Source organism: Erythrobacter sp. (assembly GCF_038133525.1).
Classification (GTDB): Bacteria; Pseudomonadota; Alphaproteobacteria; order Sphingomonadales; family Sphingomonadaceae; genus Qipengyuania.
In genome coordinates this window covers 21860-46817 of the sequence record NZ_JAYPTL010000001.1, presented here as the reverse complement: position 1 = coordinate 46817, position 24958 = coordinate 21860, and the positions used below count along the sequence as shown (strand labels likewise).

Genomic DNA, 24958 nt, shown 5'->3' with positions numbered 1-24958 from the left:
AACGCAGGCCAATTGCCGCAGCTGCCATAGCGCCCTATGGTTTAGAAAGGGGAAACGGGAGGGACTCATATGCAGGCAATTCTCACTACATTGCTGTTTTTGGCGGCAATCCTCAATGTGGTGTTGGGAACCGGTTTTCTGGTGAACCCTGAGAATGCCGGGGCCGATTTCGGTCTGGCGGTCACCAGTCTGCACGGCAGTTCGACCCTGCGCGGTGACATGACCTCGTTTTTCTATGTCTCGGCTGCCTTCATGGCGCTGGGCGCGCGCCGCCAGAGCGCCACCTTGCTGGCACCCGCACTGGCACTTTATTCACTGACGTTCACAGGGCGCGCCATCAACCTGGCGCTCGAAGGACCCTATCAGGGCTGGTATCTGTCAATGGCAGTCGAAGCGCTGCTCATTATCCTGATGCTGGCAGCAATCAGGGCGTGGGGGCAGGCGCCGCTCTCGAGCTGAGCACACGAAAGAGGTCGAGCAACGCCCGCGGCACGAAAGCGAGGCCGACCCCATAGGCGGGAACAAAGAGCCCCATCCAATAGAAGTTTTCCTGTCGTGCAAATACGGCGACGCCGAACATGAAACCGCCAAACCACAGGCTTGCCAAGGTACCGGTTCGGCCACCCAATGCCAACCAACCAAGCATGGGCAAGACGCCAAGCGGTCCTGCAAACCAGTTCGGCAGCATCTGTAGCAAACTGGTAGCATGTATTCCGTAAAGCGGGAGCGACGGACCGAGCATCCCAAGCCATCCGGGCGAAGCTGAATCCCCGGGAGATCGCGCGCCAGCGACACCCTCTGCGTGAAGCCACAAGCCCAGCCCGACCACGCCGAGGGCAACAAGCGTCGCCAGCGCTTCACGCCTACGCCCGGTCATGCATGCCAATGTGAACCAGGCCAGCATGAACGGCGCTGCCAGTTCACGGACCGCAATTCCCAGAAGCGCCGCCACAAGCCCGCTAATCCACCAGCGCGTCGCACTCAGGGCAAGTGCGAGGGAAATCAGCAGCCCGGCTTGTAATTCATGCGAGAAGGCCACCTCTGGTATGAAGGCTGCCGCACCGAAGAGCAGTGAGAATGTGCCCGCAGCATCACGCTCGCCTCGCGACGCCTTTCCGGCAAGTGCAATGAACCACACAAATGCATTGGCGCCCCACAAAAGCGCAGCAACGACTCGCCAACCAAAATCTCCCCAAAACGAAGCGCCCCATGCCAGGATCGGAGTGCGCACCGTAACGAAAGGCTTGGTCGGGAAATCAAAGTCGCGGTTCCCTTGGGTAGCAGCGGCGTAATAGCCCTCTCCATGCGCCACCGCCGAATGGACTTGTCGGTAAAGATCCATGTCCACTCGTTCACCACGATCCTGTCGCGTTTCGATATCGGCAAGATGCGCGGTATCGCGAATACCTAGCGAAAGCGCATTCCATGCACAGGCTGCGGCGAAGAAGGCGAGCAACAGCAGCGCCAGCCAGCGCGGCGCCAGTGCCAGTGGGCGTTCGGGAAACTCGAAGCTCACCAGGAACGCCTTGCGGAGGTAACAAGCGAGCCCAGTGCCATCGGGAGGAAGGCCAAGCCGACGAACATCGCCGGAGCCACTACTGCGCCCCAGTAGAAGTTGTTAGCACGACCGGCGATCATGAAAGCCAGGCCGTAACCCAGGTAAAGGAACGCCCCTGTCGTCCCAGCCGGCGATTTCCACCCTGCCCAACCGAGGGCCATTAGCAGCACCAGCGACCCCGCGACCGGGTGCGGCAACCAGCGCAAGTTGGAGCTGAGCACGATGTTGCCCAGCCAGCCAGAGAGCCCTCGCAGCACCAGCCAGGGCGGGCTTTGCGGATCGCTTGCCAGCACATGGGGCGCGACCAGAGAAAGGTGCACGACCATCACCGCCAGGAAGGCCAGGGCCAGCCCAGCCCATGCAGCAGCTTCCTTCCAATCGCGCCGCCAGGCGGCCATTGCACCCAGCAAAAGCACGAAGGGCAATGCATGTTCACGGATCGCCAATGCCAGCGCAGCAACCGCCAATGACCAACCCCAACGCCCCGGCCGATGCAGGCCGAATGCGAACCCAAGCAACATCCCGGCCCAAAGCTCGTGCAACACGAAGAAATACCGGTTGAGACCCAACGAAGCGCCCATGAGCATGAAGGCCGTGCCCAGCAAACGGTGGCGTGGGCCACCTGGCTCCTCGGCCAGACGCCTCCACCACGCCCAAGTACTCCCCAGGACCAGCAGGAGCGCCAGGGCAATCATCCCCGGTTCGCCCAGCCAGGCATGGATATAAGCGAGGGTCGGCAGGCGTACGGCAAAGCCCGGCCGAACCGGATAATCCCGGGCTCGCTGTTCTTCGACGACAAAATCGTAATAGGATTCGCCGGCTTCGATGCGCTCGATGACCCGATCATAGAGCGCGAGATCGTCATCGCGGCTGGCGTCCTCGGCCTGTGTACCTGTTGGTACTGGAGGCGCTGCTACTTGCTGAGGATCGGCATCGAGTGGGGTCAGGGCGGCAAGCACCAGCAGGACGACCAATAAAGCCAACAAAAGTCGGGCGGGCCAGGGGCGCCAGTGGGCGAAACGGTCCCAGACCGGGGCCGCCGTGTCGCCCGTCAGCCGATTAGTCCCTGCGCTATCGCTGCCCAAACCGCGAGCCCTCCAAGGACTGCAGCCATGGCATAGCCGAGCCAGCCGCGTCCCCCGCCGTGGCGATTTTCCCACATCAATTCGATATCGGGCAGGGGCGGTGGTTCGGGCGCACCGCCCTTTGCAGGAAAGCGCTCCTCGATCCGGCGAACCAGCTCGGGGATACGCAGCAGCGTTTCGGTATCCTCGCGAATGCGGTCCGCAATAGCCGCTTCGGGGCCCAGCTCATCGCGTATCCAGCTGCGCACATAGGGGGCGCTGACGTCCCACATGTTGATCTTGGGATTGAGCTGCGTGGCGATACCCTCGACCATCACCATGGTCTTTTGCAGCAACAGCAGATGCGGCTGGGTCTGCATGTCGAAATCGCGCGTGATCGCGAACAATCCGTCGAGCATCTGGCCAACCGACAGCTCGCTCACCGGCTTGCCGCGCATCGGTTCGCCCACGGCGCGCAGCGCGGTCGCGAACTCATCGACGTTGTGATAGCTAGGGACGTATTTCGCTTCGAAATGGATCTCGGCGACGCGGCGGTAATTGCCTGTGGTCAGGCCATAGAGGATTTCCGCCAGCCACATGCGCGCGCGGCGATCGATCCGGCCCATGATGCCGAAATCGATCGCGGCGATGGTCCCGTCCGGTTTCACGAACAGGTTCCCCTGGTGCATGTCGGCATGGAAGAAGCCGCCGGCGATGGCCTGCTTGAGGAAAGCCAGCACCAGGCGATTGGCGATCTCCGCCGTATCGTGGCCGGCGGCCTTCAGCTCGTCGACCTTGCTGATCTTGATTCCATCGATCCAGTCGATGGTCATCACGCGGCCATTGGTCCGGTCCCAGTCGATCCCCGGGATCTCGTAACCAGCCGTGCCAACCATGGTCTCGGCGAGTTCGGAGGCCGAGGCCGCTTCGCGCCGCAAGTCGAGTTCGCGCAAGGTCCAGCGCTTGAAATTGGCGATGACCAGCTGCGGGCGCAGGCGTGCGGCCTCGCCCCCCATTGCCTCGACATGCGCAGCGGCCCATTCATAGGTTTCGATATCGCGCGCAAACTTCTCGCGAATCCCGGGGCGCAGCACCTTGACCGCAACCTCGCGCCCCTCCGTCGTAACCGCCCGGTGGACCTGCGCGATCGAGGCTGCGCCAATCGGGTTGGGATCGAATTCGGCATAGAGCGCCTCGAGCGGGCGCTCGAAACTGGATTCGATCACTTGCCGGATCTTGTCGAAACCGACCGGCGGCAAATCGTCCTGCAACGTCAGCAGGTTGCGCGCCGGTTCCTCACCCACCAGGTCGGGGCGCGTTGCCAAGGTCTGGCCCAGCTTGATTGCAGCGGGGCCGATATCGCGAAACGCCCCGGCATAGTCACGCTCGCCACCGGTGCCGGTAAAGGCGACCCAGCGGGCCAGCTTGGCCATGCGCCTGACCGGCGGGGGCGCGTTGGGATCGCGTTCGATCCCCACCAGCGCGCGATGACGCGCCAGCGTGATGCCCCAGCGGAACAGCCGCGAAATGTGCGTGAGCGGACGTGCCACCCTAGACCTTCCACCCCGAATGGATCGCGACGAGGCCGCCCATGATCGGTTCGACCCGAGTGTTCTCGAAACCGGCCTCGCGGATCATCCGCTCGAAGCTGGGCATGTCGGGGAAGCGACGGATCGATTCGATGAGGTAGCGATAGCTCTCCTCGTCATTGGCGATCGCCTTGCCGATCTGCGGCACCAGCTTGTGCGAATAGAGGTCGTAGGCTTCCTTGAAGCCGGGCCATTCGACGGTCGAGAACTCAAGGCAGTAGAAGCGCCCGCCATATTTCAGCACGCGATGCGCCTCCTTCAGCGCCCGGTCGATATGCGTGACGTTCCGAATGCCGAAGGCGATGGTATAGGCGTCGAAGATCCGGCTCGAGAAAGTCAGTTCCTCGGCATTTTGGCGGCTCCACACCAGCCCGTCGATGCCGCGCTCCATCGCGCGTTCGATGCCGACGTCGAGCATGTCCTGATTGATATCGGACACGGTCACGCTGGCACCCCTAGCCGCCATGCGGAAGGCAATGTCGCCCGTGCCGCCAGCCATGTCGAGGATCGTCTCGCCCGGCTGCGGCTTCACGCGATTGACGAAGCGGTTCTTCCACAAACGGTGCATGCCCGCCGACATGGCATCGTTCATGACGTCGTATTTGGCCGCGACATTGGAGAAGACTTCGCCGACACGCTCGGTCTTCTCGCTCGCGTCGATGTCTTCGTAGCCGAAGGAAACTATTTCGCCGGTGTTGCTCATGGGATCAGTCCTCTAGCTGCGCACCCGCACGAGCGCCACCCGGCATTTCCGCCGGTGCCTGTCGATGAAGCGCGAGCATTCCGAGCGCGATCCCCACGCAGATCGAGCCGATGCCGAAGGCATGGTAATCATGCAGTTTCTCACCCAGCAGGGCTGCGGAAAGGAACGCCCCAAACACGGGCATCAGCGTGATCGCCTGCCCAGCGCGCGCCGCCCCCACGCTTGCCGCCGCCGCATTGTAGATGAAATAGGCCGCCACCGATGGCAGCAGTGCGACGAACAGGAGCGTCGCACCCACTTGCCAGCTCCACTGCATGCGCAGGCCCGCGATCCATTCCCATCCGGCAAGCGGCGCCGTCACCACCATGCCTATGAAGAAGGTCGCCGCAACGAAGCTCACTCCGTCGACACTTGGGCGGGTGCGCAGGAGCACTGTATAGAGCGTCCATACCAGCACCCCTCCCATGATCAGGAGGTCACCCTTCCCCAGTTGCAGTCGCAGCGCCGCTTCGGGATCGCCCCGAAAGACGATCACGATCACGCCGACCATCGATATCATGGTCCCCACGAGCTGCAGCCAGCCACTGCGTGTGCCGAACACAAGACGATCGAGCAGCATTACAAGGCCCGGCATCGCTGCCTGCAACAACAGGGCATTGGTGGCGGTAGTGTAGTGCAGCCCGCTATAGAGGAAGGTGTTGAATGCACCGACCCCCAGCACGCCAAGCACAAGCACCGACTGCCAGCTTGCAACGAGCTTTGGCCAATCGTCACGCAAGGGGCGGATCGCGAAGGGCAGGACGAATAACGTCGCGCCGAACCAGCGCAGGAAGGCAAGGGTGAAAGGCGGGATCGCATCCGCCATCGCCCGTCCGACAATCGAGTTGCCGGCCCAGAACAACATGGCAAGGCCCAGCAACAGGAAGGCCCGATACTGCGTCTTCGATGTCGTCATCGCGCGCCTCTTAGTGGCGACACCCCTGCTTGGCGATGACAGAATGCGCGGTAGGTATTAGGGCCGATCAAGCCATGCCAGAGCTACCCGAAGTCGAAACCACCGTGCGCGGGCTTGCCCGTTTCCTCGAGGGCGAGCGGATCGTCAGCGTGCAGGTCAACCGGCCCGACCTGCGCCGCCCATTCCCGCCCGATCTGGTCCAAGCGCTGACCGGGGCGACTATTTCCAGCCTTTCGCGCCGGGCGAAATACGGCATCCTGCACACCGACCGCGACCATGCCATGGTCTTCCACCTCGGCATGAGCGGGCGCTGGCGGATCGATCCGCAGGACGAGGACCGGCACGACCATTTGGTACTGACGACTGCGCGCAACCGCTTTGCACTCAACGACCCGCGGCGGTTCGGATCGGTCGACCTGTTACTCGCGCCGGAGCTCGATTTGTGGCCGCCCTTCGCCGCGCTTGGCCCCGAACCACTCGGTAACGGGCTGACCGCGGAGCATTTGCGCGAGGCGACCCGCGGCCGGGTGCAGGCGATCAAGCTGCTGCTGCTCGACCAGCGCATCGTTGCCGGGCTCGGCAATATCTACGTGTGCGAGGCACTGTGGCGCAGCGGGATCGATCCGCGCAAACTGGGCGGCAAGGTGACCATGCCGCAACTGCAAAGGCTGGTACCCGCGATCAAGGATGTCCTCGAGCAGTCGATCCGCGACGGCGGTTCGACCCTGCGCGACTTTGCCCAACCCGACGGGGAGCTGGGTTACTTCGCCACGCGATTCCACGTCTACGGGCGCGAAGGGGAGGCCTGCCACCACGAGGACGGTGGCGCAATCCGGCGCGTGGTCCAGGGCGGGCGGAGCACGTGGTTCTGCCCCAAATGCCAGAAGTGACGGCCTAGGCGTCCACCAGCGCGTAATGCGGCGGGGGCGGCAGGCCTTCCATCTTCTCGGCTAGAAGCGGGCGGAAGCTCGGGCGGCTCTTCATCACCGCATACCAGCCGCGCGCCTGGTCATGGCCCTTCCAATCGATCCCGCCGAGATAGTCGGCAACCGAAACCTGTGCGGCGCAAGCGAGATCAGCGAGGCTCAACGTCGAACCACCGACCCACTGCCGCGTGTCGACCAGCCAGTCGATGTAGTCGAGGTGGCCGTGCGCCATCTTCATCGCTTCGCGCAGGATCTTTGAGTCAGGCGGCTGGCGCAGCACCAACCGCTTCTTCATCCGCTCATGCAGCAGTGGCGCGGTGACGTCGTTGTAGAAATTCTCGTCGAACAGCGCGACCAAGCGGCGAATTTCCGCGCGCTGCAACGCGGTGCCACCGGTCAGCGGGTTCCGCTCGACCGTTTCCTCGAGGAATTCGCAGATCGCGCGGCTGTCGCAAAGCGCGCGGCGGCGCGCCGCATCGAACAGCACCGGCGTCCGCCCGGCGGGGTTCATCTGCCAGAAGCCGTCGCGCCCTTCCCATGGGTATTCGCGCACCACCTCATAGGCGATGTTCTTCTCGCCCATGAGCAGGCGCAGCTTGCGGCTGAACGGACAAAGGGGAAACGTGAAAAGCTGCCACATGGATTGCTTAACCATGCACCACCGGCGCGGACGCGTCCACCGCCTGCCCGAAGGTCGAAGCGAATTTTCTCGGGGATCAATCCTTGCGCGGCAAGGCGCGCGCCATTTGCTCGGCCATCTCGCGCAGGGTCGGGGCCATGGCTGCCAGTGCGCCCGCCAGCGTACCCGCTGCCTGCATCACACGGGGAGCGCTGCGTCCGATCTCGCCGCTCAGCTCCCCCGCTTCCGGCGCGAGCTTGCGCAAGGTCAGGTCGGGGGCGATCTGCCGGGCCTCTTCCCCAGCCATTTCCGCCGCCGCCTGCGCCAGCGGCGCGATCGGCAGGTCGAGCAGCACCTCAGCCATCGTCTGTGCAACCAGGGCGAGGTCGCGCTGGCGCTCGGGATCCTGCATCTGCTGCGCCATGTCCGCCAGCGCCCCCGCTTCGGGCGCAGGAGCAGGGGCTTCCTGCGCGGCAACCGGAATGGCGATCAGGGACAGGAGGGCTGCGGGGATGATCGTCGGGCGCATAGTGGCTTCTCGCGAATCGGTGGCGAATGGGATGACGCTAGCCAGCCGCGTCTTGCAGCCGGGTGAACGCTTCAGAGCCCCGACGCATCGAGCAGCAGCAGGCCGCCCGGCATGACCTCTGCAAGCCGGCCTGGCTGCTTGAGCGTTTCGACCTCAGGCCGCGCCTGCGCGACCAGGCCTTCGCGGGTCAGCCCCGTGTCCTCCATCAGCTGGGCCAGCGAACGAACGAAGAATTCTCTCCCGCGCTCGGTAAGATCGGGCCATCCCTGATCTGTGGCAGCTCCGACACGCTGCTGCTCGGCCGCCATGGCGATGGCCATTGAACAACGCAGCGCCGTTTGCTGCTGGATATCGAGCGGGACGGGATCGGCCCTGTTTTCGGGAGAAGGAGCTTGGGCGAGCAGCAGTGCCGGAGCGAGAAAGGTTAGCATCGCCCTCACCTAGAAGGCCCTTGCTGAACCGCAAGCAACTTCGCTTGCGGCAGCGGCTATGCCCGACTAACCCGTGCCGCGAAGGAGTACCCACAGATGAAGACCCGTGCCGCAGTCGCCTTTGCCCCCAAACAGCCGCTCGAGATCGTCGAGCTCGACCTCGAAGGCCCCAAGACGGGCGAGGTCCTGGTGGAAATCATGGCGACCGGCATCTGCCATACCGATGCCTATACGCTCGACGGGTTCGACAGCGAGGGCATCTTCCCCAGCGTGCTGGGTCATGAGGGAGCGGGCATTGTCCGCGAAGTCGGCCCCGGCGTCACCTCGGTCAAGCCGGGCGACCATGTGATCCCGCTCTACACCCCCGAATGCCGCCAGTGTAAGTCGTGCCTGTCGGGCAAGACGAACCTGTGCACCGCGATCCGCGCCACGCAGGGCAAGGGGCTGATGCCCGACGGGACCAGCCGCTTTTCCTACAAGGGGCAGACGATCTTCCACTACATGGGCTGTTCGACCTTCTCGAACTTCACCGTGCTGCCCGAAATCGCAGTGGCGAAGATCCGCGAGGACGCACCGTTCCAGACCAGCTGCTACATCGGTTGCGGCGTCACCACCGGCGTCGGCGCGGTGGTCAACACCGCCAAGGTGCAGGTGGGCGACAATGTCGTCGTTTTCGGCCTCGGCGGGATCGGCCTCAATGTGATCCAGGGCGCGAAGCTGGCTGGTGCCAACATGATCGTGGGCATCGACATCAACCCCGACCGCGAGGAATGGGGCCGCAAGTTCGGCATGACCCACTTCCTCAACACCAAGGGAATGAGCCGTGACGAAGTCGTTGCCAAGGTGGTCGAGCTGACCGACGGCGGTGCCGACTACACCTTCGACGCCACCGGCAATACCGAGGTGATGCGCACAGCACTGGAAGCCTGCCACCGCGGCTGGGGCACCAGCATCATCATCGGCGTGGCGGAAGCGGGCAAGGAAATCGCCACCCGCCCGTTCCAACTGGTTACCGGGCGCAACTGGCGCGGCACGGCCTTCGGCGGAGCCAAGGGTCGCACCGACGTGCCCAAGATCGTCGACTGGTACATGGACGGCAAGATCGCCATCGACCCGATGATCACCCACGTGCTCAGCCTCGAGGAAATCAACAAAGGCTTCGACCTGATGCATGCAGGTGAATCGATCCGCAGCGTCGTGGTCTATTGAACGCTTCGCGCGCCGCATTAAGGTCGCGAATCGAAACCCAAAGGAGAGAGTACAGATGTACAGTCACATGATGGTGGGCGCGAACGACATGGCGAAAGCCAAGACGTTCTACGATGCGACCTTCAAGGCCATTGGCGGCAAGGAAGGTATTACCGACGAGAAGGGTCGCCTGATCTACCTCCACAACGGCGGGGCCTTCCTGGTCACCAAGCCGATCGACGGCTCGCCGGCCACTGCGGGCAATGGCTGCACCATCGGTATCGGCATGACCCCCGAACAGGCCGATGCATGGCATGCGGCAGGCGTGGCGAACGGCGGCACGGCGATCGAAGATCCGCCGGGCGTGCGCGGCGAAGGCACCCCCAATGCCATGTATCTCGCCTACCTGCGCGATCCCGATGGCAATAAGCTGTGTGCCCTGCACCGCATGGGCTCGTAACGCTTGAATAGGCGTGGCGAAGCGGGATTGCTGGCCGACCTGGCGTCTCTGGCAATCCCCTTCGCCAGCCACGAACATATCGCGGTCTTCACCGTCGAGGAAAGCCGCCGGGTCGATGCCGACATCCCTGGCGCCCATACCAAGAACCTGTTCCTCAAAGACACGGGCGGTGCCTATTGGCTGGTGACCGTCCCGGCGGAAGCGCGCGTGGACCTCAAGGCGCTGCCGGACGTGATCGGCTGCAAGCGGGTGAGCTTCGGCAAGGCGGAGGACATGGACCGTCTGCTCGGTATCAGCCCGGGTTCGGTCACGCCGCTGGCCATGATCAATGCCGTACCAGGCAACGTAGGCGTAGTGATCGACGGCGGCCTAGCCGCGGCATCCCGCGTCAACGTCCACCCGCTTCGCAACACCGCGACATTGGGGCTATCCGGCGCTGACATCTTGCGCCTGCTTGCCCATTGGGGCCACCAGCCGCGCGTCGCCGCCATCCCGACGGTGCAGGAGCCCGCATGACCATCGAATACCTGTCGCAGAACTTGGCCTTCGAAGGCACGCAGCACGTCTGCTCGCACCGCTCGCGCGAGACGGGAACCGACATGACCTTCTCGGTCTATGTCCCGCCGCATATGCCGGGCATCAAGCTGCCGGTGCTGTGGTACCTCTCGGGCCTTACCTGCACCCACGCCAATGTCACCGAAAAGGGTGAATACCGCAGGGCCTGCGCCGAGAACGGCATCATATTCATCGCCCCCGACACCAGCCCGCGCGGCGATGATGTGCCCGATGCGGCGGAAGAATACGACTTCGGCAAGGGCGCGGGCTTCTATGTCGACGCGATACAGGAACCGTGGTCACGGCATTACCGCATGCGCAGTTATATCGAGCAAGAGCTGCCCGAGATCATCGCCGAAAACTTCCCCGCCGACATGGCGCGCCAGGGCATCACGGGCCATTCGATGGGCGGCCATGGCGCGCTGACCATCGGCCTGCGCAACCCGGACCGCTTCCGCTCGATCAGCGCCTTCTCACCCATCGTCGCACCGTCACAAGTGCCGTGGGGCGAAAAGGCCCTGGCCCGCTACATCGGCGAGGACCGCGCGGCCTGGCGTGACTATGACGCAGTTGCTTTGATCGAGGACGGCGCACGCGCCGATCACCTGCTGGTCGACCAGGGCACGGCGGACAATTTCCTCGAAGACCAGCTCAAACCCAGCCTCCTCGCCATGGCCTGCGCCAAGGCCGGCATGACGCCCGAGATCCGCATGCAGAGCGGCTACGACCATTCCTATTACTTCATCTCGACCTTCATGGCCGAGCACGTGGCCTGGCACGCGGAGCGGTTGGGCGCCTAACGCGAAAGCTCGAACACCGCGAATTCGGCGCGGGCATTGGCGCCACCGCGGGCGATCGGGCGTTCCCCAGCGAAGTACCAGTCGTTCTCGATGCGCGCGCCCTTCTCGGCGGCGAGATCGCGAAAATCCTTCACGGTCACGTGGTGGATGTTCTGCGTGGCGTACCAGCTGACCGGCAGGCTGCGTGTCACCGGCATACGACCACCGAACATCAGCGCGGCGCGCGTGCGCCAATGCGCGAAATTGGGGAAGGACACGAACGCCCGGCGGCCGACCCGCAACAGCTCGTCGAGCATGCAGTCGGGCCGCGCGGCGGTCTGCAGCGTCTGGCTGAGCACGGCGTAGTCGAAGCCCTTGTCGGGATAGTCGGCAAGGTCGCGGTCGGCATCGCCCTGCACCACCGAAAGACCCTGCGACACGCAGCGTTCGACGCTGGTGCCATCGATCTCGATCCCGCGGACATCGCATCCCGCCTCGCGCAGGGCGAGCATCAACGCGCCGTCGCCGCAGCCGATATCAAGCACCCGGCTCCCGGGGGCGACATGGCTGGCGATCACCGCAAGGTCGGGCCGCAAGCTCACGCGTAAACCCCCGGGTTGTGCAGTTCCATCGCGCTCACTGGATTGGCAAGCGGCGTCCAGCCGAACTGCCGGTACAAATCATGCGCATCGCGCGTCATCAGCATCCACCGGCGCAGGCCCTGCAGTTCAGGGTGCGCGTGCAGATAGGCCATCATCGCCTTGGACAGGCCCTGGCCGCGATGATCATCGAGCACATAGACATCGGCCAGATAGGCGAAGGTCGCGCGATCGGTCACCACCCGGGCCATGGCGACCTGCTGCCCACAATGGCGGACCGCGACGCACAGACTGTTGGCCAGAGCCCGGCGCACCGTGGCCAGGGGAATACCAGTCGACCAGTAGCTACCGGATAGGTAGGCGTGGGCCGCGTCGGCGTCGATCGCGCCTTGATCGCCCACCAGCTCATAACCGTCAGCAAGACCGTTCATCCGAGGAACCCCGTGATCACCCGGTCGAGCGCGGGCACGTCGAGCAGGAAGCTGTCATGGCCATGCGGCGCGGACAGTTCGACGAAGCTCACCGCCGCACCCGCCGCATTGAGCGCGTGTACGACATGGCGGCTCTCCGCCGTGGGATAGAGCCAGTCGCTATCGAAACTGACCAGGCAGAACCGCGCGGTGGTTCCGGCAAAGGCATCGGCCAGCTTGCCGCCATGCTCCTCGGCAAGGTCGAAATAGTCCATCGCACGCGTGATATAGAGGTAGCTGTTGGCGTCGAAGCGCTGGGTGAAGCCGCTGCCCTGGTAGCGCAGGTAGCTTTCGACCTGAAAATCGGCGTCGAAGCCGAAACTCTTGGCCTCGCGGTCCTGCAAATTGCGCCCGAACTTCTCGGTCAGCGCCTCTTCGGAGAGATAGGTGATATGCGCCGCCATGCGCGCGACGGCGAGCCCGTTGTCGGGCGATTCACCGCCGTAATAATCACCGTCCTGCCAGCGCGGATCGGCCATGATCGCCTGCCGCCCAAGTTCGTGAAAGGCGATGTTCTGTGCCGAATGGCGGCTGGTCGATGCGATCACCAGCACCCGTTCCGCGCGGTCGGGCCAGTTGGCCGCAAGGCTCAGCGCCAGCATCCCGCCCATCGATCCGCCGACCACCGCGTGCAGCGTGCCGATGCCCAACGCATCGAGCAGGCCGACATTGGCGCGGACCATGTCGCGGATGGTGATCACCGGGAACCGCATGGCATAGGGCTGGCCGTCGGGCGCCTTGCTCAAAGGTCCGCTCGATCCCATGCAGCTGCCGATGACGTTCGGGCAGATCACGTGGAAGCGATCGGTGTCGATCGGCTTGCCGGGGCCGACCATGCGTTCCCACCAGCCGGGCTTGCCGGTGATCGGGTGATCGCTCGCGACATACTGGTCGCCGGTCAGTGCATGGCACAGCAGGATTGCGTTCGAACGGGTGGCGTTCAGCGCGCCATAGGTCTCGTACGCCACCTCGACATGCGCCAACTCACCCCCGCCGTCGAGTGGCAGTGAAGCGGGCAGAACCAGGGTTTGCGAGGTGGCTTTCAAATCGAACCTTGGGGCGAAACAATGAAACCCTGCCTCTAACCGCAAGCCTTGCGCTTGTCGAAGGGCCGATATTCTTTCATGCGACAAAGCCGAAATGGCAGACACACCAACCCTCAAGCCGTGGATCGAAGCGATCCATGCCTATGTGCCGGGCAAATCCAGGACGTCCGACGGGCGCCCGCTGGTCAATCATTCGGCCAACGAGAACCAGATGGGCTGCAGCCCGGCGGTGCACGAGGCGCTTGCGGGTGAGCATCAGCCGAACTTCTATCCCGACCCTGACGCCACCGCACTGCGCGCGGCGATCGGGGCTGCGCACGGCATCGATCCTGCGCGGATCGTCTGCGGCACCGGATCGGGCGAGCTGCTGCATTGCGCGGTACAGGCCTTTGCCGGGCCGGGGGACGAAGTGGTCTTCCCGCGCTATTCCTTCTCACTCTACCCGCTGCTGGTGTGGAAGGTCGGCGCTGAGGTCGTTCCGGCGGAAGACAGCGACTATGCGCCCGACGTCGACAAGCTGCTGGCCGCCGTGAGCGAACGCACGCGGGTGGTGCTGCTCGACAACCCGAACAACCCGATCGGCACCTGGCTGCCACGCACCGAGGTCGAGCGGCTCCATGCCGGATTGCCGCGCGACGTGCTGCTGGTGGTCGACCAGGCCTATGCCGAGTTCCTCGAAGAGGGCGAAGATGATGGCGGGTTCGACCTCGCCGCGCGATACGACAACGTGCTGGTCACGCGTACCTTCTCGAAGGCCTTCGGGATCGCCGGTGAGCGCGTTGGCTGGGCGACCGGCGCGCCGCACCTGATCGATGCGCTCAACCGCTTGCGCGGGGCCTTCAACGTGACAGCAAGCGGGCAGAAGGCGGCGCTGGCGGCGTTGGGCGACCGGGATTTCGTGCGGCGCTCGCGCGATGCGAACAGCTCGGTCCGCGCACGCTTCGTCGAACAAGTCGAAGCGCTCGGCAACCACGGGTTGCGTGCGCTGCCGAGCAAGGCGAATTTCGTCTTCGTGGTGTTCGAAGGGACGCTGTCCGCGACCACCGCGCTCGATGCGATCGGCGAGGCGGGCTATGCCGTGCGCCACCTGCCGAGCCAGGACCTGCCACAGGCGTTGCGCATCACGGTGGGTACGCAGGAGCAGATGGACGCGATCGCCACCGTGCTGCGCAAGCTGTGCGAGGCCTCGGCATGATCCCGAACAATGTCGCCATCATCGGCCTCGGCCTGATCGGCGGGTCGATCGGGCTCGCGACGCGCGAAATGCTGCCGCAAGTCGCCACTACGGGATGGGATGCCAATCCCGACGTGCGCCGCCGCGCGGCCGAGCGCGGGCTTGTCGCAAATGTCTGCGAATCCGCCGAGGATGCGGTGCGCGATGCCGATCTGGTGATCCTTTGCGTTCCGGTCGGCGCGATGGGCGAGGCTGCCGCCACGATCGCCTCCGCACTTCCCGCGGGTACGATCGTCAGCGACGTCGGCTCCTCCAAGCGCAGCGTGGGCAATGCCATCGCCAAGGCCCTACCCGGCGCGACCGTGATCCCGGCGCATCCCGTGGCGGGTACCGAAAAGAGCGGCCCCGATGCGGGTTTCGCCGAGCTGTTCCGTCACCGCTGGTGCATCGTGACGCCCCCTTCCGATGCCCCTGCCGAGGCTGTCGCCATCGTATCCGATTTCTGGGAAGGCCTCGGCGCCAAGATCGAGATCATGGACCCGGCGCACCATGACGTGGTGCTGGCGGTAACCAGCCATATCCCGCACCTGATCGCCTATACCATCGTCGGCACGGCATCGGATCTCGAGGACGTCACCCGCGGCGAGGTGATCAAATATTCCGCCGGCGGCTTCCGCGACTTCACCCGCATCGCCGCGAGCGACCCGACCATGTGGCGCGACGTCTTCCTCACCAACCGCGACGCCGTGCTCGAAGTGCTCGGCCGTTTCACCGAAGACCTGACCGCGCTCCAGCGCGCCATCCGCAACGGCGATGGCGACACGCTGTTCGAGCTGTTCGAACGCACCCGCGCGATTCGCCGCTCGATCATCGAGGAAGGCCAGGACGATGCGCGCCCCGACTTCGGGCGGTCGGATCACTGAGGGGGTTGCGTGAGGTTCGACTGGCAACCTCCAGCTTGAGAAGAACGCACACCTCGAGAAATGCGATGTTGTCTCAAAGTTTAGATCTAACAGTCTCCTGCCGATCAAATCGGGCAGGAAGCATTTAAAACAACAGTATAAACACTAGTAGGATCGCGACCGCGCCAAAGAGACCCAGGACAAGTATCAATACTTGCATTCGCCATGGGAGAAAGTCGAATAGGTCTGACCAATCGAACATTCTTCAACATCTGCCATGACATAATTGATTTTGCAATCAAGGCGTAATCATCAAGCCCGTTACCAACTGCTGATCAACGGGGCGAGATGCCGTAAGATCAGTCGGAAACCGACCTCCCTTTACTCCGCCTTTTCCTCAATGACTGCACCCGGAGGCAATACCTCAAGGCTGCGGCGGTCGAGTTGGGCGATGACTTCCTCGGGTCCGAATCTCGGCCGCCACCCCAGCGACTCCAGCGCCGCGACGGGAGAGTAGACCCGGTCGATCGAGCGGGGCAGGTCCCACCCGCGTTGACGGAAGCTTGCCGCGAGGTCCGGCACCCGTTCCTCGATCAGCGAAGCAGCGCGCGTGGCCAGGTCCCCGACATCCGAGGGGAGGAAGGGCGTCGCGCCGGATATGATGAACCTCTCAAACTGTGGCCCCCGATGGGAAAGCGCGAGCACATGCGCATCGGCAACGTCGCGAACGTCGACCCCCCGGTGCAACCGATACGCGGCCATGCGATCGGCCGGCTCGGGGAAGCAACGCGACATGCGAATGACCCGAACGGCAAGCATTTCGGAGGCCGCTTCGGCCAGCGCCTGCTCCCCGGCAAGCTTCGTCCGGTGATAGATCGATTTGGGTTGGGGCGGCGTGTCCTCATCCACCCAGGTGCAGGCGCCCTTGGCAATGGCATGCCCGTAAAGCGCGGTCGTGCTGGTGAAGACGATGCGCGGCACGCCGCTGGCCTGCGCGACATCGATCAGCAGTCGCAAGCCCCGATCATTGATGCGTTCGAATTCGGCATCGGCCTGCACACCGACATGCGGCGCATGGAGCGCAGCAGTGTGGATCACCGCATCGGCCCCGTCCATTGCCCGCTCCAGCACCGAGCGGTCCGCGACGTCGCCAATGATCCTGGTCGTCGCAAAGGCCCGCCGATCGATGCCCGCGACGTCATGCGCGGGCGCCAGGGCGCCGAAGATGGCGCGGCCCAATCTGCCGCTGCTGCCGGTAAGTACGACCTTCACGCCCCGTCGATACGGCGCGCGCGGAAGGCATTCAAGTCACGCACGAAATTGTCGACTGCTGGTTGTCAGACCCGTTCGAGGCGGGCGTGCGGTTCGGGCGGCAATTCGACCGCGATCGCATCGCCAGGGCAAACCAAGCCGCCGCGCAGCACGATCCCCATGATACCGGTCTTGAGCACGGGCCTGCCCTCCGCATCTCGCCCTATCATCGGCTTGAGCAGCCCAGGTCTGAAGGCCTCTATCTGGCGGCACGGATTGCGCAACCCGGTCACTTCGATTTCGGCGTGATCGCCCAGTCGCAGCCGGGCACCGCGCGGTAGGTCAATCAAGGAGAGGCCCCGGACCAGGACATTCTCGCCCAGATCGCCGGCTTCCAGCGCAAATCCCAGACCTGCCATTTCGTCGAGCAGTTCGGCGGCAATCAGGTGCACCTGCCGCAAATTCGGTTGGCTGGGGTCCACCGCCACGCGCGAGCGATGTTTGACCGTCGTACCCTGGTGCGCGTCTCCCTCTACGCCGAGGCCTTCGACGAGGGTAATCTGCTCGCAACCACGTTTGGAGAAAGTATGCGCTGCGCTGCATGCGACTGAAACGACCTGTGCGCCCATCCTATCGATTGAGCGCGTTGATCGCTTCCCTGACACGGGCCTCAACCTCGTCACGCGGCAGCCCGGGCGGGATCGGCTCGCCGAAGCGATAGGTGATGGTGCCCGGCTTCTTCAGCAGCCGGTGATAGATCGGTCCGCTGTTCACCGCGACAGGGATCACCGGCAGGCCGAGCATCTTGTAGAGGCCGGCAAAACCGGATTGCAGTTCACGATCTTCACCATGGGGAACGCGGGTCCCCTCCGGGAAGATTACCAGCGGGCGGCCGTCGGCGACCAGCGCCTTGGCTGCGCGGATCATCTGCATCAACGCCTTTGGGCCAGCGTCGCGATCTACCGAAACCAGCCCGAATGCCGCCGCCGCCCGACCCCAGAGGGGAATGCTGAAGAGCTCCTGCTTGGCGAAAACCGAAGGCAGATAGAATAGCCGTGGTGCATCGATCGCTTCGAAGAAGCTTTCGTGCTTGATCGCATAGAGCACAGGCTCTTCTTGCGGTTGCCCTTCGAGCACGATGCGGCAACCGAGCAGGTTGACCAGGCACCAGCGCTGCCATTGCGACCAGTTGCGCACCCGCGCGCGGAAGGCTTTCACGCTGAAAGGCAGCGAGGCCAGCGACGCCGACGTGATCAGCAGCGAGCCGATATAGAAGGCGACGTAAAAGGCGAGGTTTCGCAGCAGCCGCATAGTCGGATCAGATCGGCAAGCCTTGTGAAATCGCCGCGGCGATCAGCTTGTTGTATTCGAGGTAGAGCGTCGCAAGGTCGGGTGAGGATTTGACCGCATCGCGCACGATCACCGTTCCTTCCGGCAGAGCCTCGGCAAATTCCGACGCTGCGCGGGCCATATGCCAATCGGTGGTGACCAGCCGGACCGAAGAGAATTCATTCTCCTTCATCCACTGCGCAGCTTCTCCCGCATTGCTGCGCGTATCGACCGCCAGATAGCCCAGCGTTACGCAGCATTTCATCAGCCTGGCGGGAACATCGAATTCCGCGGCAAACTCCTTCGGCTTGACCTCGGGATCGACGCCAGAGACGAAAAGTTCGCGCGCCAGGCCTTCCTCGACCACTTCGATCCCGCGGGCGATCCGGCCCGGCCCGCCGGTCGGAACCATCACCGCATCGGTAACCTGGCCGGAGACCGCCTGCGGCAGCGTCAGCGCAAAACCGAGGAAACCGAAGAGGTAGATCAGCAGCAGCGAGGCGACGAAACGCAGGATCACAGCATCTTCCGAAGCGAGGAGAGGACAGTCACGCGGGCCGTGTAGACTGCAATCGCGACTGCGAAAAGCGGTACTGTGGCTAGAACGAGCCAGTCGACCGGTCGAAGCTGGCCACCAGCAACCAGACCGGAATCCAACGCTGCGAATTGCGCGGCCATCAGGACCACCGCCGCGCTTCCCAGGACGAGGCCCAACAAGCCGCCAACCAGCGCATCGAGCAGGATCGAGCGCTGGAAGATGCGGGCGATCTGATCGTCACTACCGCCCAAAAGGTGGACGATTTCGATCGTGTCGCGATTGACACCCAAGGCGTTGCGTGCCGCCAGCCAAACCGCTGCCCCGCCGGTAAAGGCAAGCAAGGCAATCAGGCCAATGGAAACCCAGCGCAGCGTCGAGAGCGCAGTTAGCACCGGTGCGAGCCAATCCGACTGCGCGTCAATCCGCGCAGCCGGGGCAACTTCGGCAAGCCGATCGTTCAGACGGGCGAGTGTTTCGGCATCTGCACCATCGTACAGGCTGAGATCGATCAGGGCGGGCACCGGCAGGGCATCGTCACCAACTCCCGTGCCAAGCCATGGCTCCAGCAATTGCTCGACGCGATCCTGCGGCACCACGCTGACCTCGGACACGTCCGGATCACTGGCAAGCAGAGCGGCCGCCGCCTGCACCTGCGCATCGCGAATGGCAGGGTCGGGCTCGACAATCTGCACGGTGGCGCTTCCAGCCAGGTCTCCACTCGCGCGGACAACCAGGTTCGACAACGCCAACCCGCCTGCCGCGGCCAGCACGGTGATGGCCACCATGATCGCGATGACCCAGGGCATGGGGCCGCCCAGCCTGGCCCGGGGTAGCAGATGCGCTGCGCGCTTGCCGCGAAACGGGGCAAGCCCGCGCTCTGCCGCACGCGCCATGACCGGAGGTCGCTTCACTGACCCGCCCCCACGCGGCGCGGCGGATAGCGCAGCGCGCCAGTCGGATCGGCAAGCGTACCCTTGTCCAATCGCATGATCAGCGAATCCGGGACCTTGCGTAACAGGTGCACGTCATGGGTTGCCACCACCACCGTGGTGCCCAGGCGATTGAGCGCTTCGAACAGGCGGATCAGCTTCAGCGCCATTTCGGGATCGACGTTGCCGGTCGGTTCATCCGCCACCAGCATGTCGGGCCGGCCGATTACCGCCCTTGCGATCGCAACGCGCTGTTGCTCGCCGCCCGAAAGCGTGGCCGGGCGCGCATCCGCGCGATGCGACAGGCCGACCCAATCGAGCATGTCCGAAACCGGACCCTGCAAGTCTGCTTCACGCACTCCCGATACGCGCAGCGGCAAGGCAACATTGTCGAAAGCGGAAAGGTGCTCGACCAGGCGGAAATCCTGAAACACCACGCCCATTCGGCGGCGATAGGCGGGCAACCTCTCGCGCGGCAAGGTAATGACGTCGGTTCCGAACATGCGGATCGCGCCGCGCGAGGGCCGCTGGGCAAGATAAAGCAATCGCAACAGCGATGTCTTGCCGGCACCGCTGGCCCCGGTGAGGAAGTAGAAGCGCCCCGGAAACAGGGTGAAGGAGATATTGGACAGGATTTCCCGATCGGTGCCGTAACGCAGCCCGACATTGTCGAACTGGACGATCTCGGTTTCCGGCTCACTCACGCCCGAATACCTCGCCGGTAAAGAAGATCGCTGGTGCCCGTCATGCTTGTGGGTGGCTATAACCGCGCTTCGGTGTGGAAAAAAGCCGCCTGCGGGGATTGCAAACAGGCCTCTCGCTTGTCGTGATTCGCCACTGCGCTTAAGGCCGTTTACCAAGATGATCATTGCCTGCCCCGCCTGCTCCACCCGATACGTGGTGCCCGACAGCGCCATCGGGATCGAAGGCCGGACGGTTCGCTGCGCGAAATGCAAGCATAGCTGGTTCCAGGATGGCCCCGACGCCGAACGGCTTGCGGCGGTGGCCAAGGTGCCCACGCCAGCCCCGGCACCTGTAAAGGCTCCACCGCCCCCGCCACCGGCGCCACCTCAAGCACCAAGGGTTGAGGCTGCACTCGACGAGGAGCCCGACTTCGGCCGGACCAGCAGCGACCCTGCATCAGAAGAAGACGAAACCCGCGAGGGACCCGATTTCGACGAGGCGGCACCACCTTATGGCGAGGTACAGGACGATCTGCCGCCGCCGCCCGAACCCGAGGAAGACGATTCGCCTTCGCGGTTCGAGCATGCCCCGCCATTCCGCCCGCGGCGCAACATGACCAAGCTGTGGACCTGGGCGGCAGCGATCTTCGCGCTGCTTGCCGTGGGAACGATTGCTGCGGTCAATTATGTCGGCCTGCCCGACTGGGTCCCTGTGGCGAAACCGCTGTTCGGTGCGGCGCAGCCCGACCTCGAGCTGTCCTTCCCGGTCGAGCAGCAGGAACGCCGGACGCTGCCCAATGGCACCGAGTTCTTCGGGGCGCGCATCATCGTCAAGAACACCGCACGCGAGACGCGTCCGATACCCCCTGTCCTGATCGTGCTGCGCGACCAGCGTGAGCGGCAGGTGTACAGCTGGGTGGTGAACCCGCCGCAGGCTTCGCTGGCCCCGGGCGAAGAACTGACGATCAACGAGGCCGTGACCGACGTTCCCAAATCGGCGGTATTCGCCGATATCGGCTGGGCCCCACGATAACCCCACACAAAGGTGCTTGCGGGCGCATGGCGGCGCTGCTAGTGGCGCGCTCCTACCGACGGGAGGCCGCCCAAAAAGCGCTCCCGATGCGAGACTGTGTGCGGTCGTGGCGGAATTGGTAGACGCGCAACGTTGAGGTCGTTGTGGGCGAAAGCCCGTGGAAGTTCGAGTCTTCTCGACCGCACCAGACAGTCCATATCTCCCCACCACATTTGTGGCTTTGGGCGGAGCGGTGCCGGAAGCGGCGCGTTTCCGCGCCATTCCGCGTGGAGTGATCGGGCAAGTGCAGTCAGAGGCCTCCGTGAGATGGCGAGCGCAGGCCCAAGAAGGTGGCCCCGTCTCTGGAGCCCCAAATTCTGACCGCAAATGGAGTTGGCGGGCCTTCACGCGAACCCAAGCGTTCGCCTCTGATCTCCCCAAACGAGCGGCAGTGGGACGCTGGCGAGTCGCTTCGTGCTGAGCGTCACCGGCTGCCGCCCTTCGACGATGGCCTTGAGGATCTCGGGATCGAGGCAGGCCAGCTGGACCAGCTTGCCGAGGCGGGTGCGACAGCGCCCGTGTTGTGCAGCGATGCTGGCGATCGATTGATCGGGACGTGCTTCGATAAGGTCCCGAGCGGTGATCGCTTCAGCAACGAGCGGGATGAGCTTTGGATCACGGCGAGGCGGCCGGACTCTAGCTTGCTCCGGACCGGGGATGATCAGCCGTAACTGGTGTCCCCGCCGAACCCTGACCGCTGGTATGACGAGCTGGAAAAGATCGTCCGCAAGTAGGTCGGGAAGAACGCCGAGTCCGTGGGCAAGGCCTTCTTGATCGAGCACTACAGTGATCTGCTCCTTCTCGAGGTCGACCCTTGCCACGACCCCCTCCAGCAAGTCAGCCTTCCGATGCGCCTTCCCAGATTGAAGGATTGCTGTGATGTCGGCCGCCTTCTCCGTGAGTTGGAGGAGGTCGTGAGCATCAAGGTTGGTCGCTACGGTGAGACCATGGAGGATGCGTTGAGCTTCGAGGTGCTGGGCAAGCTGCTCGCAGACCAGGCGCTCCAGGTCATACGCGTTTACTCGCCATGCCGGTTCCATATCTCCCTCATCGGACCGGGTCACGTAGTAGCGATAGCGCTTTCTTCCGCGCTGGGCATGGCTCGGGGTCATTGCCCTGCCCTCACCATCGAAGACCTTGCCAACCAGGAGGCTCAGGTTCTGGTGCCGCTTGCGGCGGGATGATCCGCAGGCATTGCTTGCCAGCAGCGTCTGGACGCTGTCCCACAACTCCTCGTCGATGATCGGCTGGTGCTCTCCCGGGTAGGCCTTGCCCTTGTGCACGATCATCCCGCGATAGATGCGGTTCCCAAGCAGGTGGTAGAGCGTGCCTCCCCGGTAGATGCAGCCACCGCGATGCGGACCGCCGGCGCGCTGCTGGAGTTTGGTGCGATAACCTTGCGCGTTGAGTTCCTCGGCCAGCGCCGGACTGGCGCCCGATTTCAGCGCCCGCAGCTTCATGCGCGGCGTGGTGACAGACGGCTACAAACTCGCGCGCTATTTCTCTCCCCGCGAGCACCATGTGCCGCGAACACTCGAAGAGCTGAAGGCGCGCAATGATCTTGAAGTCTTCGATCTGAGACAGGACCCGGGCGAGACCCGAAACCTAGCCGCATCGGGGGCGATTTCGGACGAGGTGCTTGAAGATCTGAACATGAAACTGAACGCGCTCACCGATGCCGAAGTTGGCGCGGACGATGGACGAGATATGCCGGGGCCGGAATTTTATTGGAGGGGTTGATTATTTGTTCAGTTGCCATGTCCAGATTCGGGGGAGCTTTCCCGAAAGCAGTCTGTCAGCAAACGGCCCATTTGCTGATATTCAAAGTTGTGGCCCGCAATGGCAACTTATGGGCCGCTTGCAGTCGGTCCGGTCTTGAGCACGAAAATACAAGTTGCGGGCCTTCAGCAATCGACCCTTCAATCGAAGTATGGGATGCCAAGCCCCTCAATACCGCAGTTCCCTGCTGATTGCTGCGCGTGCAGAGTTTGATATTATTCCATTTTAGTTATCAATCCATTGCGGGTTAAGTCCATTAAACCATGGAGTGATCGCGTCTAGCTAGTGTCCTACCCGGAATGACCGGGCGAAATCGAAGGACCGTCCCACCTGGCGACGGCCAGAGTTGGAGACACTACAATGACCACCCGCATGAGCCGTACCCTGCTTGCCGCCCTTGGCCTCGTCGTTGCCGCGACCGCCATTCCCTCCGCCCCCGCATTCGCGGTCGTCGACGACTCGCCGGCTGCGGTGAATACTGACCAGCAAGGCATTGCTCTGCATGGCTACGATCCGGTCGCCTATTTCACCGCCGGCGCCCCGACCAAGGGCAGCGCGAAGTTCAGCGCCACCTTTGACGGTGCTCGCTATTACTTCGCGGACGCCGAGAATCTGAAGAAGTTCATGGCTGACCCCTCGGCATATGCCCCGCAGTACGGCGGCTTTTGCGCCATGGGCGTCGCGCTTCACAAGAAGCTCGATGGCGATCCGAACGTCTGGAAGATCGTGGATGGCAAGCTGTATCTGAACGTCAACAAGGACGTGTCGGTTGCCTGGCAGCGCGACATCCCGGGAAATCTCGCCAAGGCCAATGAAGAATGGCCGACCATCAAGAACGCGACCCCGGCGTCGCTGAACTGATCCAACCCGAGCAAAATCGGCGGCGGGGCCTGCCCTGCCGCCGGTCAGTCCCCTCTTCAAGGATCCATGATCATGAATCTCACCCGCTCCGCCTTCATCGCAGGCGCTGTAGCTACCGCGCTCGCCGGCCTTACCTCGCAAGCTTCGGCTGCCGGGCGCCCGCCACAGGAAAAGTGTTTTGGCGTTTCGCTGGCCGGCTACAACGACTGTGCCGCCGGACCCGGCACGTCCTGTGCCGGCACCTCCAAGCGCGACTATCAGGGTAACGCCTGGAAGCTGGTTCCCAAGGGCACCTGCATCACGATGAAATCGCCCACTTCGCCGACCGGCCGCGGCCAGCTCGTCGAATTCAAGGAAGTCCGGCGCTGATACGCGCCGGGGGACCTTCTGGCTTTGACCACACCCACACCCTCATCCGGGCTGGCCGGACTCCCCCCTGGCGTGGGGGTCGGCCTCAAGCGCGAGCATTGCCGCGCGCTTCTGGCCGATCCTTCGCCGGTCGATTTCGTTGAAATCCATGCCGAAAACTTCATGAGCGACGGTGGGCCGAACATTGCCCTGCTTGACCGCATTGCTGCGACCTGGCCGCTTTCGATCCACGGCGTGGCCCTGTCGTTAGGAGGCGAGGCCCCGCTCGACCGCGATCATCTGCATCGATTGCGCCGCCTGCTTGATCGGGCCCAGCCAGCTGTCTTCTCCGAGCACCTCGCCTGGTCATCCCACGGAGGCGTCTTTTTCAACGACCTGCTGCCAGTTGCCTATGATGCCCCAACCTTGCTGCGGGTGATTGAGCATATCGACCAGACGCAGGAATATCTTGGCAGATCTATTCTAATCGAAAACCCGTCGACCTACGTCGAGCTGGCGAGGAGCACGTGGCACGAAGCCGAATTCCTCGGCGAAGTCGCGCGCAAAACCGGCTGCGGCCTGCTGCTGGACCTCAACAACCTCTATATCTCCGGCCAGAAC

The 24958-nt window shown here is 63.7% G+C and carries 31 protein-coding genes and 1 tRNA gene; 14 read left to right on the top strand and 18 right to left on the bottom strand.

From position 1 onward, the window contains the following. The first annotated feature begins 69 nt into the window (after positions 1 to 69). Positions 70 to 459: a hypothetical protein gene (locus AAFM29_RS00275; RefSeq protein WP_341710814.1), complete on the top strand. Its 390-nt coding sequence runs from the start codon at positions 70 to 72 to the stop codon at positions 457 to 459. Here the strand turns inward: AAFM29_RS00275 and AAFM29_RS00270 are convergent. From AAFM29_RS00270 to AAFM29_RS00250, 5 genes are all read right to left on the bottom strand, one after another. Further along, on the bottom strand, positions 425 to 1516 hold the full coding sequence (locus tag AAFM29_RS00270) for a hypothetical protein (RefSeq protein ID WP_341710813.1): 1092 nt from the start codon (positions 1514 to 1516) through the stop codon (positions 425 to 427). The two genes, AAFM29_RS00275 and AAFM29_RS00270, sit on opposite strands and share 35 nt — an antisense overlap. After that, positions 1513 to 2541, bottom strand: a complete 1029-nt coding sequence (locus AAFM29_RS00265; RefSeq protein ID WP_341710812.1) for a hypothetical protein — start codon at positions 2539 to 2541, stop codon at positions 1513 to 1515. The genes AAFM29_RS00270 and AAFM29_RS00265 overlap by 4 nt, the downstream gene beginning before the upstream one ends. Before the next feature lie 68 nt (positions 2542 to 2609). Then, positions 2610 to 4172: a 2-polyprenylphenol 6-hydroxylase gene (ubiB, locus tag AAFM29_RS00260; RefSeq protein WP_341710811.1), complete on the bottom strand. Its 1563-nt coding sequence runs from the start codon at positions 4170 to 4172 to the stop codon at positions 2610 to 2612. A gap of 1 nt (position 4173) precedes the next feature. Beyond that, positions 4174 to 4914 (bottom strand): class I SAM-dependent methyltransferase, encoded by a 741-nt coding sequence (locus AAFM29_RS00255; protein ID WP_341710810.1) that lies wholly within the window; start codon positions 4912 to 4914, stop codon positions 4174 to 4176. A 4-nt stretch (positions 4915 to 4918) separates the two neighbouring features. After that, the gene (locus AAFM29_RS00250; protein ID WP_341710809.1) at positions 4919 to 5869 is read right to left on the bottom strand and encodes a DMT family transporter; all 951 of its coding nucleotides are present in this window, start codon (positions 5867 to 5869) and stop codon (positions 4919 to 4921) included. A 74-nt stretch (positions 5870 to 5943) separates the two neighbouring features. On the opposite strand from AAFM29_RS00250, the gene mutM reads away from it, so the two are divergent. Further along, positions 5944 to 6759 (top strand): bifunctional DNA-formamidopyrimidine glycosylase/DNA-(apurinic or apyrimidinic site) lyase, encoded by an 816-nt coding sequence (gene mutM, locus AAFM29_RS00245; protein ID WP_341710906.1) that lies wholly within the window; start codon positions 5944 to 5946, stop codon positions 6757 to 6759. A 4-nt stretch (positions 6760 to 6763) separates the two neighbouring features. On the opposite strand, the gene AAFM29_RS00240 is transcribed toward mutM, so the two are convergent. From AAFM29_RS00240 to AAFM29_RS00230, 3 genes are all read right to left on the bottom strand, one after another. Continuing rightward, a complete protein-coding gene (locus tag AAFM29_RS00240; RefSeq protein WP_341710808.1) occupies positions 6764 to 7435 on the bottom strand; it encodes a glutathione S-transferase family protein in 672 nt (223 codons plus the stop codon). 76 nt (positions 7436 to 7511) lie between these two features. After that, positions 7512 to 7943, bottom strand: a complete 432-nt coding sequence (locus AAFM29_RS00235) for a hypothetical protein (protein WP_341710807.1) — start codon at positions 7941 to 7943, stop codon at positions 7512 to 7514. Between the two features lie 71 nt (positions 7944 to 8014). Then, a complete protein-coding gene (locus AAFM29_RS00230; RefSeq protein WP_341710806.1) occupies positions 8015 to 8374 on the bottom strand; it encodes a hypothetical protein in 360 nt (119 codons plus the stop codon). A 96-nt stretch (positions 8375 to 8470) separates the two neighbouring features. On the opposite strand from AAFM29_RS00230, the gene AAFM29_RS00225 reads away from it, so the two are divergent. Genes AAFM29_RS00225 through fghA form a run of 4 tightly spaced genes read left to right on the top strand, consistent with a single transcriptional unit; the run spans position 8471 to position 11377 of the window. After that, positions 8471 to 9583 (top strand): S-(hydroxymethyl)glutathione dehydrogenase/class III alcohol dehydrogenase, encoded by a 1113-nt coding sequence (locus AAFM29_RS00225; RefSeq protein ID WP_341710805.1) that lies wholly within the window; start codon positions 8471 to 8473, stop codon positions 9581 to 9583. A gap of 55 nt (positions 9584 to 9638) precedes the next feature. Further along, on the top strand, positions 9639 to 10022 hold the full coding sequence (locus AAFM29_RS00220; protein WP_341710804.1) for a VOC family protein: 384 nt from the start codon (positions 9639 to 9641) through the stop codon (positions 10020 to 10022). Between the two features lie 3 nt (positions 10023 to 10025). Then, positions 10026 to 10538: a prolyl-tRNA synthetase associated domain-containing protein gene (locus tag AAFM29_RS00215; protein WP_341710803.1), complete on the top strand. Its 513-nt coding sequence runs from the start codon at positions 10026 to 10028 to the stop codon at positions 10536 to 10538. Then, the gene (fghA, locus tag AAFM29_RS00210) at positions 10535 to 11377 is read left to right on the top strand and encodes an S-formylglutathione hydrolase (RefSeq protein ID WP_341710802.1); all 843 of its coding nucleotides are present in this window, start codon (positions 10535 to 10537) and stop codon (positions 11375 to 11377) included. Before AAFM29_RS00215 ends, fghA begins: the two co-directional genes overlap by 4 nt. Here fghA and metW read toward each other — a convergent pair. Genes metW through AAFM29_RS00195 form a run of 3 tightly spaced genes read right to left on the bottom strand, consistent with a single transcriptional unit; the run spans position 11374 to position 13471 of the window. Further along, positions 11374 to 11958 carry a methionine biosynthesis protein MetW gene (gene metW, locus AAFM29_RS00205; RefSeq protein WP_341710801.1) on the bottom strand — a complete coding sequence of 195 codons (585 nt, stop codon included), beginning with the start codon at positions 11956 to 11958 and terminating at the stop codon, positions 11374 to 11376. The genes fghA and metW overlap by 4 nt on opposite strands. Next, on the bottom strand, positions 11955 to 12386 hold the full coding sequence (locus tag AAFM29_RS00200) for a GNAT family N-acetyltransferase (RefSeq protein ID WP_341710800.1): 432 nt from the start codon (positions 12384 to 12386) through the stop codon (positions 11955 to 11957). The genes metW and AAFM29_RS00200 overlap by 4 nt, the downstream gene beginning before the upstream one ends. Next, positions 12383 to 13471, bottom strand: coding sequence for a homoserine O-acetyltransferase (locus AAFM29_RS00195; protein ID WP_341710799.1), 1089 nt, complete (start codon positions 13469 to 13471; stop codon positions 12383 to 12385). Before AAFM29_RS00195 ends, AAFM29_RS00200 begins: the two co-directional genes overlap by 4 nt. 94 nt (positions 13472 to 13565) lie before the next feature. On the opposite strand from AAFM29_RS00195, the gene AAFM29_RS00190 reads away from it, so the two are divergent. Continuing rightward, a complete protein-coding gene (locus AAFM29_RS00190) occupies positions 13566 to 14666 on the top strand; it encodes a histidinol-phosphate transaminase (protein ID WP_341710798.1) in 1101 nt (366 codons plus the stop codon). Next, positions 14663 to 15568 (top strand): prephenate/arogenate dehydrogenase family protein, encoded by a 906-nt coding sequence (locus tag AAFM29_RS00185; RefSeq protein WP_341710797.1) that lies wholly within the window; start codon positions 14663 to 14665, stop codon positions 15566 to 15568. Before AAFM29_RS00190 ends, AAFM29_RS00185 begins: the two co-directional genes overlap by 4 nt. 360 nt (positions 15569 to 15928) lie before the next feature. On the opposite strand, the gene AAFM29_RS00180 is transcribed toward AAFM29_RS00185, so the two are convergent. The 6 genes from AAFM29_RS00180 to ftsE all read right to left on the bottom strand — a co-directional run bounded on the left by AAFM29_RS00180 (position 15929) and on the right by ftsE (position 20298). Beyond that, a complete protein-coding gene (locus tag AAFM29_RS00180) occupies positions 15929 to 16819 on the bottom strand; it encodes an NAD(P)-dependent oxidoreductase (protein ID WP_341710796.1) in 891 nt (296 codons plus the stop codon). A 65-nt stretch (positions 16820 to 16884) separates the two neighbouring features. Then, positions 16885 to 17427 (bottom strand): MOSC domain-containing protein, encoded by a 543-nt coding sequence (locus tag AAFM29_RS00175; protein WP_341710795.1) that lies wholly within the window; start codon positions 17425 to 17427, stop codon positions 16885 to 16887. Between the two features lies 1 nt (position 17428). Then, a complete protein-coding gene (locus AAFM29_RS00170) occupies positions 17429 to 18109 on the bottom strand; it encodes a lysophospholipid acyltransferase family protein (protein ID WP_341710794.1) in 681 nt (226 codons plus the stop codon). A gap of 7 nt (positions 18110 to 18116) precedes the next feature. Beyond that, a complete protein-coding gene (locus AAFM29_RS00165) occupies positions 18117 to 18647 on the bottom strand; it encodes a YdcF family protein (protein WP_341710793.1) in 531 nt (176 codons plus the stop codon). Next, the gene (locus tag AAFM29_RS00160; protein ID WP_341710792.1) at positions 18644 to 19576 is read right to left on the bottom strand and encodes a cell division protein; all 933 of its coding nucleotides are present in this window, start codon (positions 19574 to 19576) and stop codon (positions 18644 to 18646) included. The genes AAFM29_RS00165 and AAFM29_RS00160 overlap by 4 nt, the downstream gene beginning before the upstream one ends. Next, on the bottom strand, positions 19573 to 20298 hold the full coding sequence (gene ftsE / locus AAFM29_RS00155) for a cell division ATP-binding protein FtsE (protein ID WP_341710791.1): 726 nt from the start codon (positions 20296 to 20298) through the stop codon (positions 19573 to 19575). The genes AAFM29_RS00160 and ftsE overlap by 4 nt, the downstream gene beginning before the upstream one ends. Before the next feature lie 157 nt (positions 20299 to 20455). Here ftsE and AAFM29_RS00150 point away from each other — a divergent pair, with 157 nt between their 5' ends. Together AAFM29_RS00150 and AAFM29_RS00145 are read left to right on the top strand one after the other, a co-directional pair. Further along, positions 20456 to 21310 (top strand): zinc-ribbon domain-containing protein, encoded by an 855-nt coding sequence (locus tag AAFM29_RS00150; protein WP_341710790.1) that lies wholly within the window; start codon positions 20456 to 20458, stop codon positions 21308 to 21310. Between the two features lie 100 nt (positions 21311 to 21410). Beyond that, positions 21411 to 21497, top strand: a tRNA-Leu gene (locus tag AAFM29_RS00145). Between the two features lie 196 nt (positions 21498 to 21693). Here the strand turns inward: AAFM29_RS00145 and AAFM29_RS00140 are convergent. Further along, positions 21694 to 22809, bottom strand: coding sequence for a recombinase family protein (locus AAFM29_RS00140; RefSeq protein WP_341710789.1), 1116 nt, complete (start codon positions 22807 to 22809; stop codon positions 21694 to 21696). Here AAFM29_RS00140 and AAFM29_RS00135 point away from each other — a divergent pair. The 4 genes from AAFM29_RS00135 to AAFM29_RS00120 form a co-directional block, all read left to right on the top strand. Beyond that, on the top strand, positions 22808 to 23089 hold the full coding sequence (locus tag AAFM29_RS00135; protein ID WP_341710788.1) for a hypothetical protein: 282 nt from the start codon (positions 22808 to 22810) through the stop codon (positions 23087 to 23089). The two genes, AAFM29_RS00140 and AAFM29_RS00135, sit on opposite strands and share 2 nt — an antisense overlap. Positions 23090 to 23488: 399 nt before the next feature. Then, positions 23489 to 23989 carry a YHS domain-containing (seleno)protein gene (locus tag AAFM29_RS00130; RefSeq protein WP_341710787.1) on the top strand — a complete coding sequence of 167 codons (501 nt, stop codon included), beginning with the start codon at positions 23489 to 23491 and terminating at the stop codon, positions 23987 to 23989. Positions 23990 to 24061: 72 nt separating this feature from the next. Beyond that, complete coding sequence (locus tag AAFM29_RS00125) at positions 24062 to 24358, top strand: DUF2282 domain-containing protein (protein WP_341710786.1); 297 nt, start codon at positions 24062 to 24064, stop codon at positions 24356 to 24358. A gap of 24 nt (positions 24359 to 24382) precedes the next feature. After that, the coding region (locus AAFM29_RS00120) for a DUF692 domain-containing protein (RefSeq protein WP_341710785.1) at positions 24383 to 24958 on the top strand (576 nt) is incomplete at its 3' end.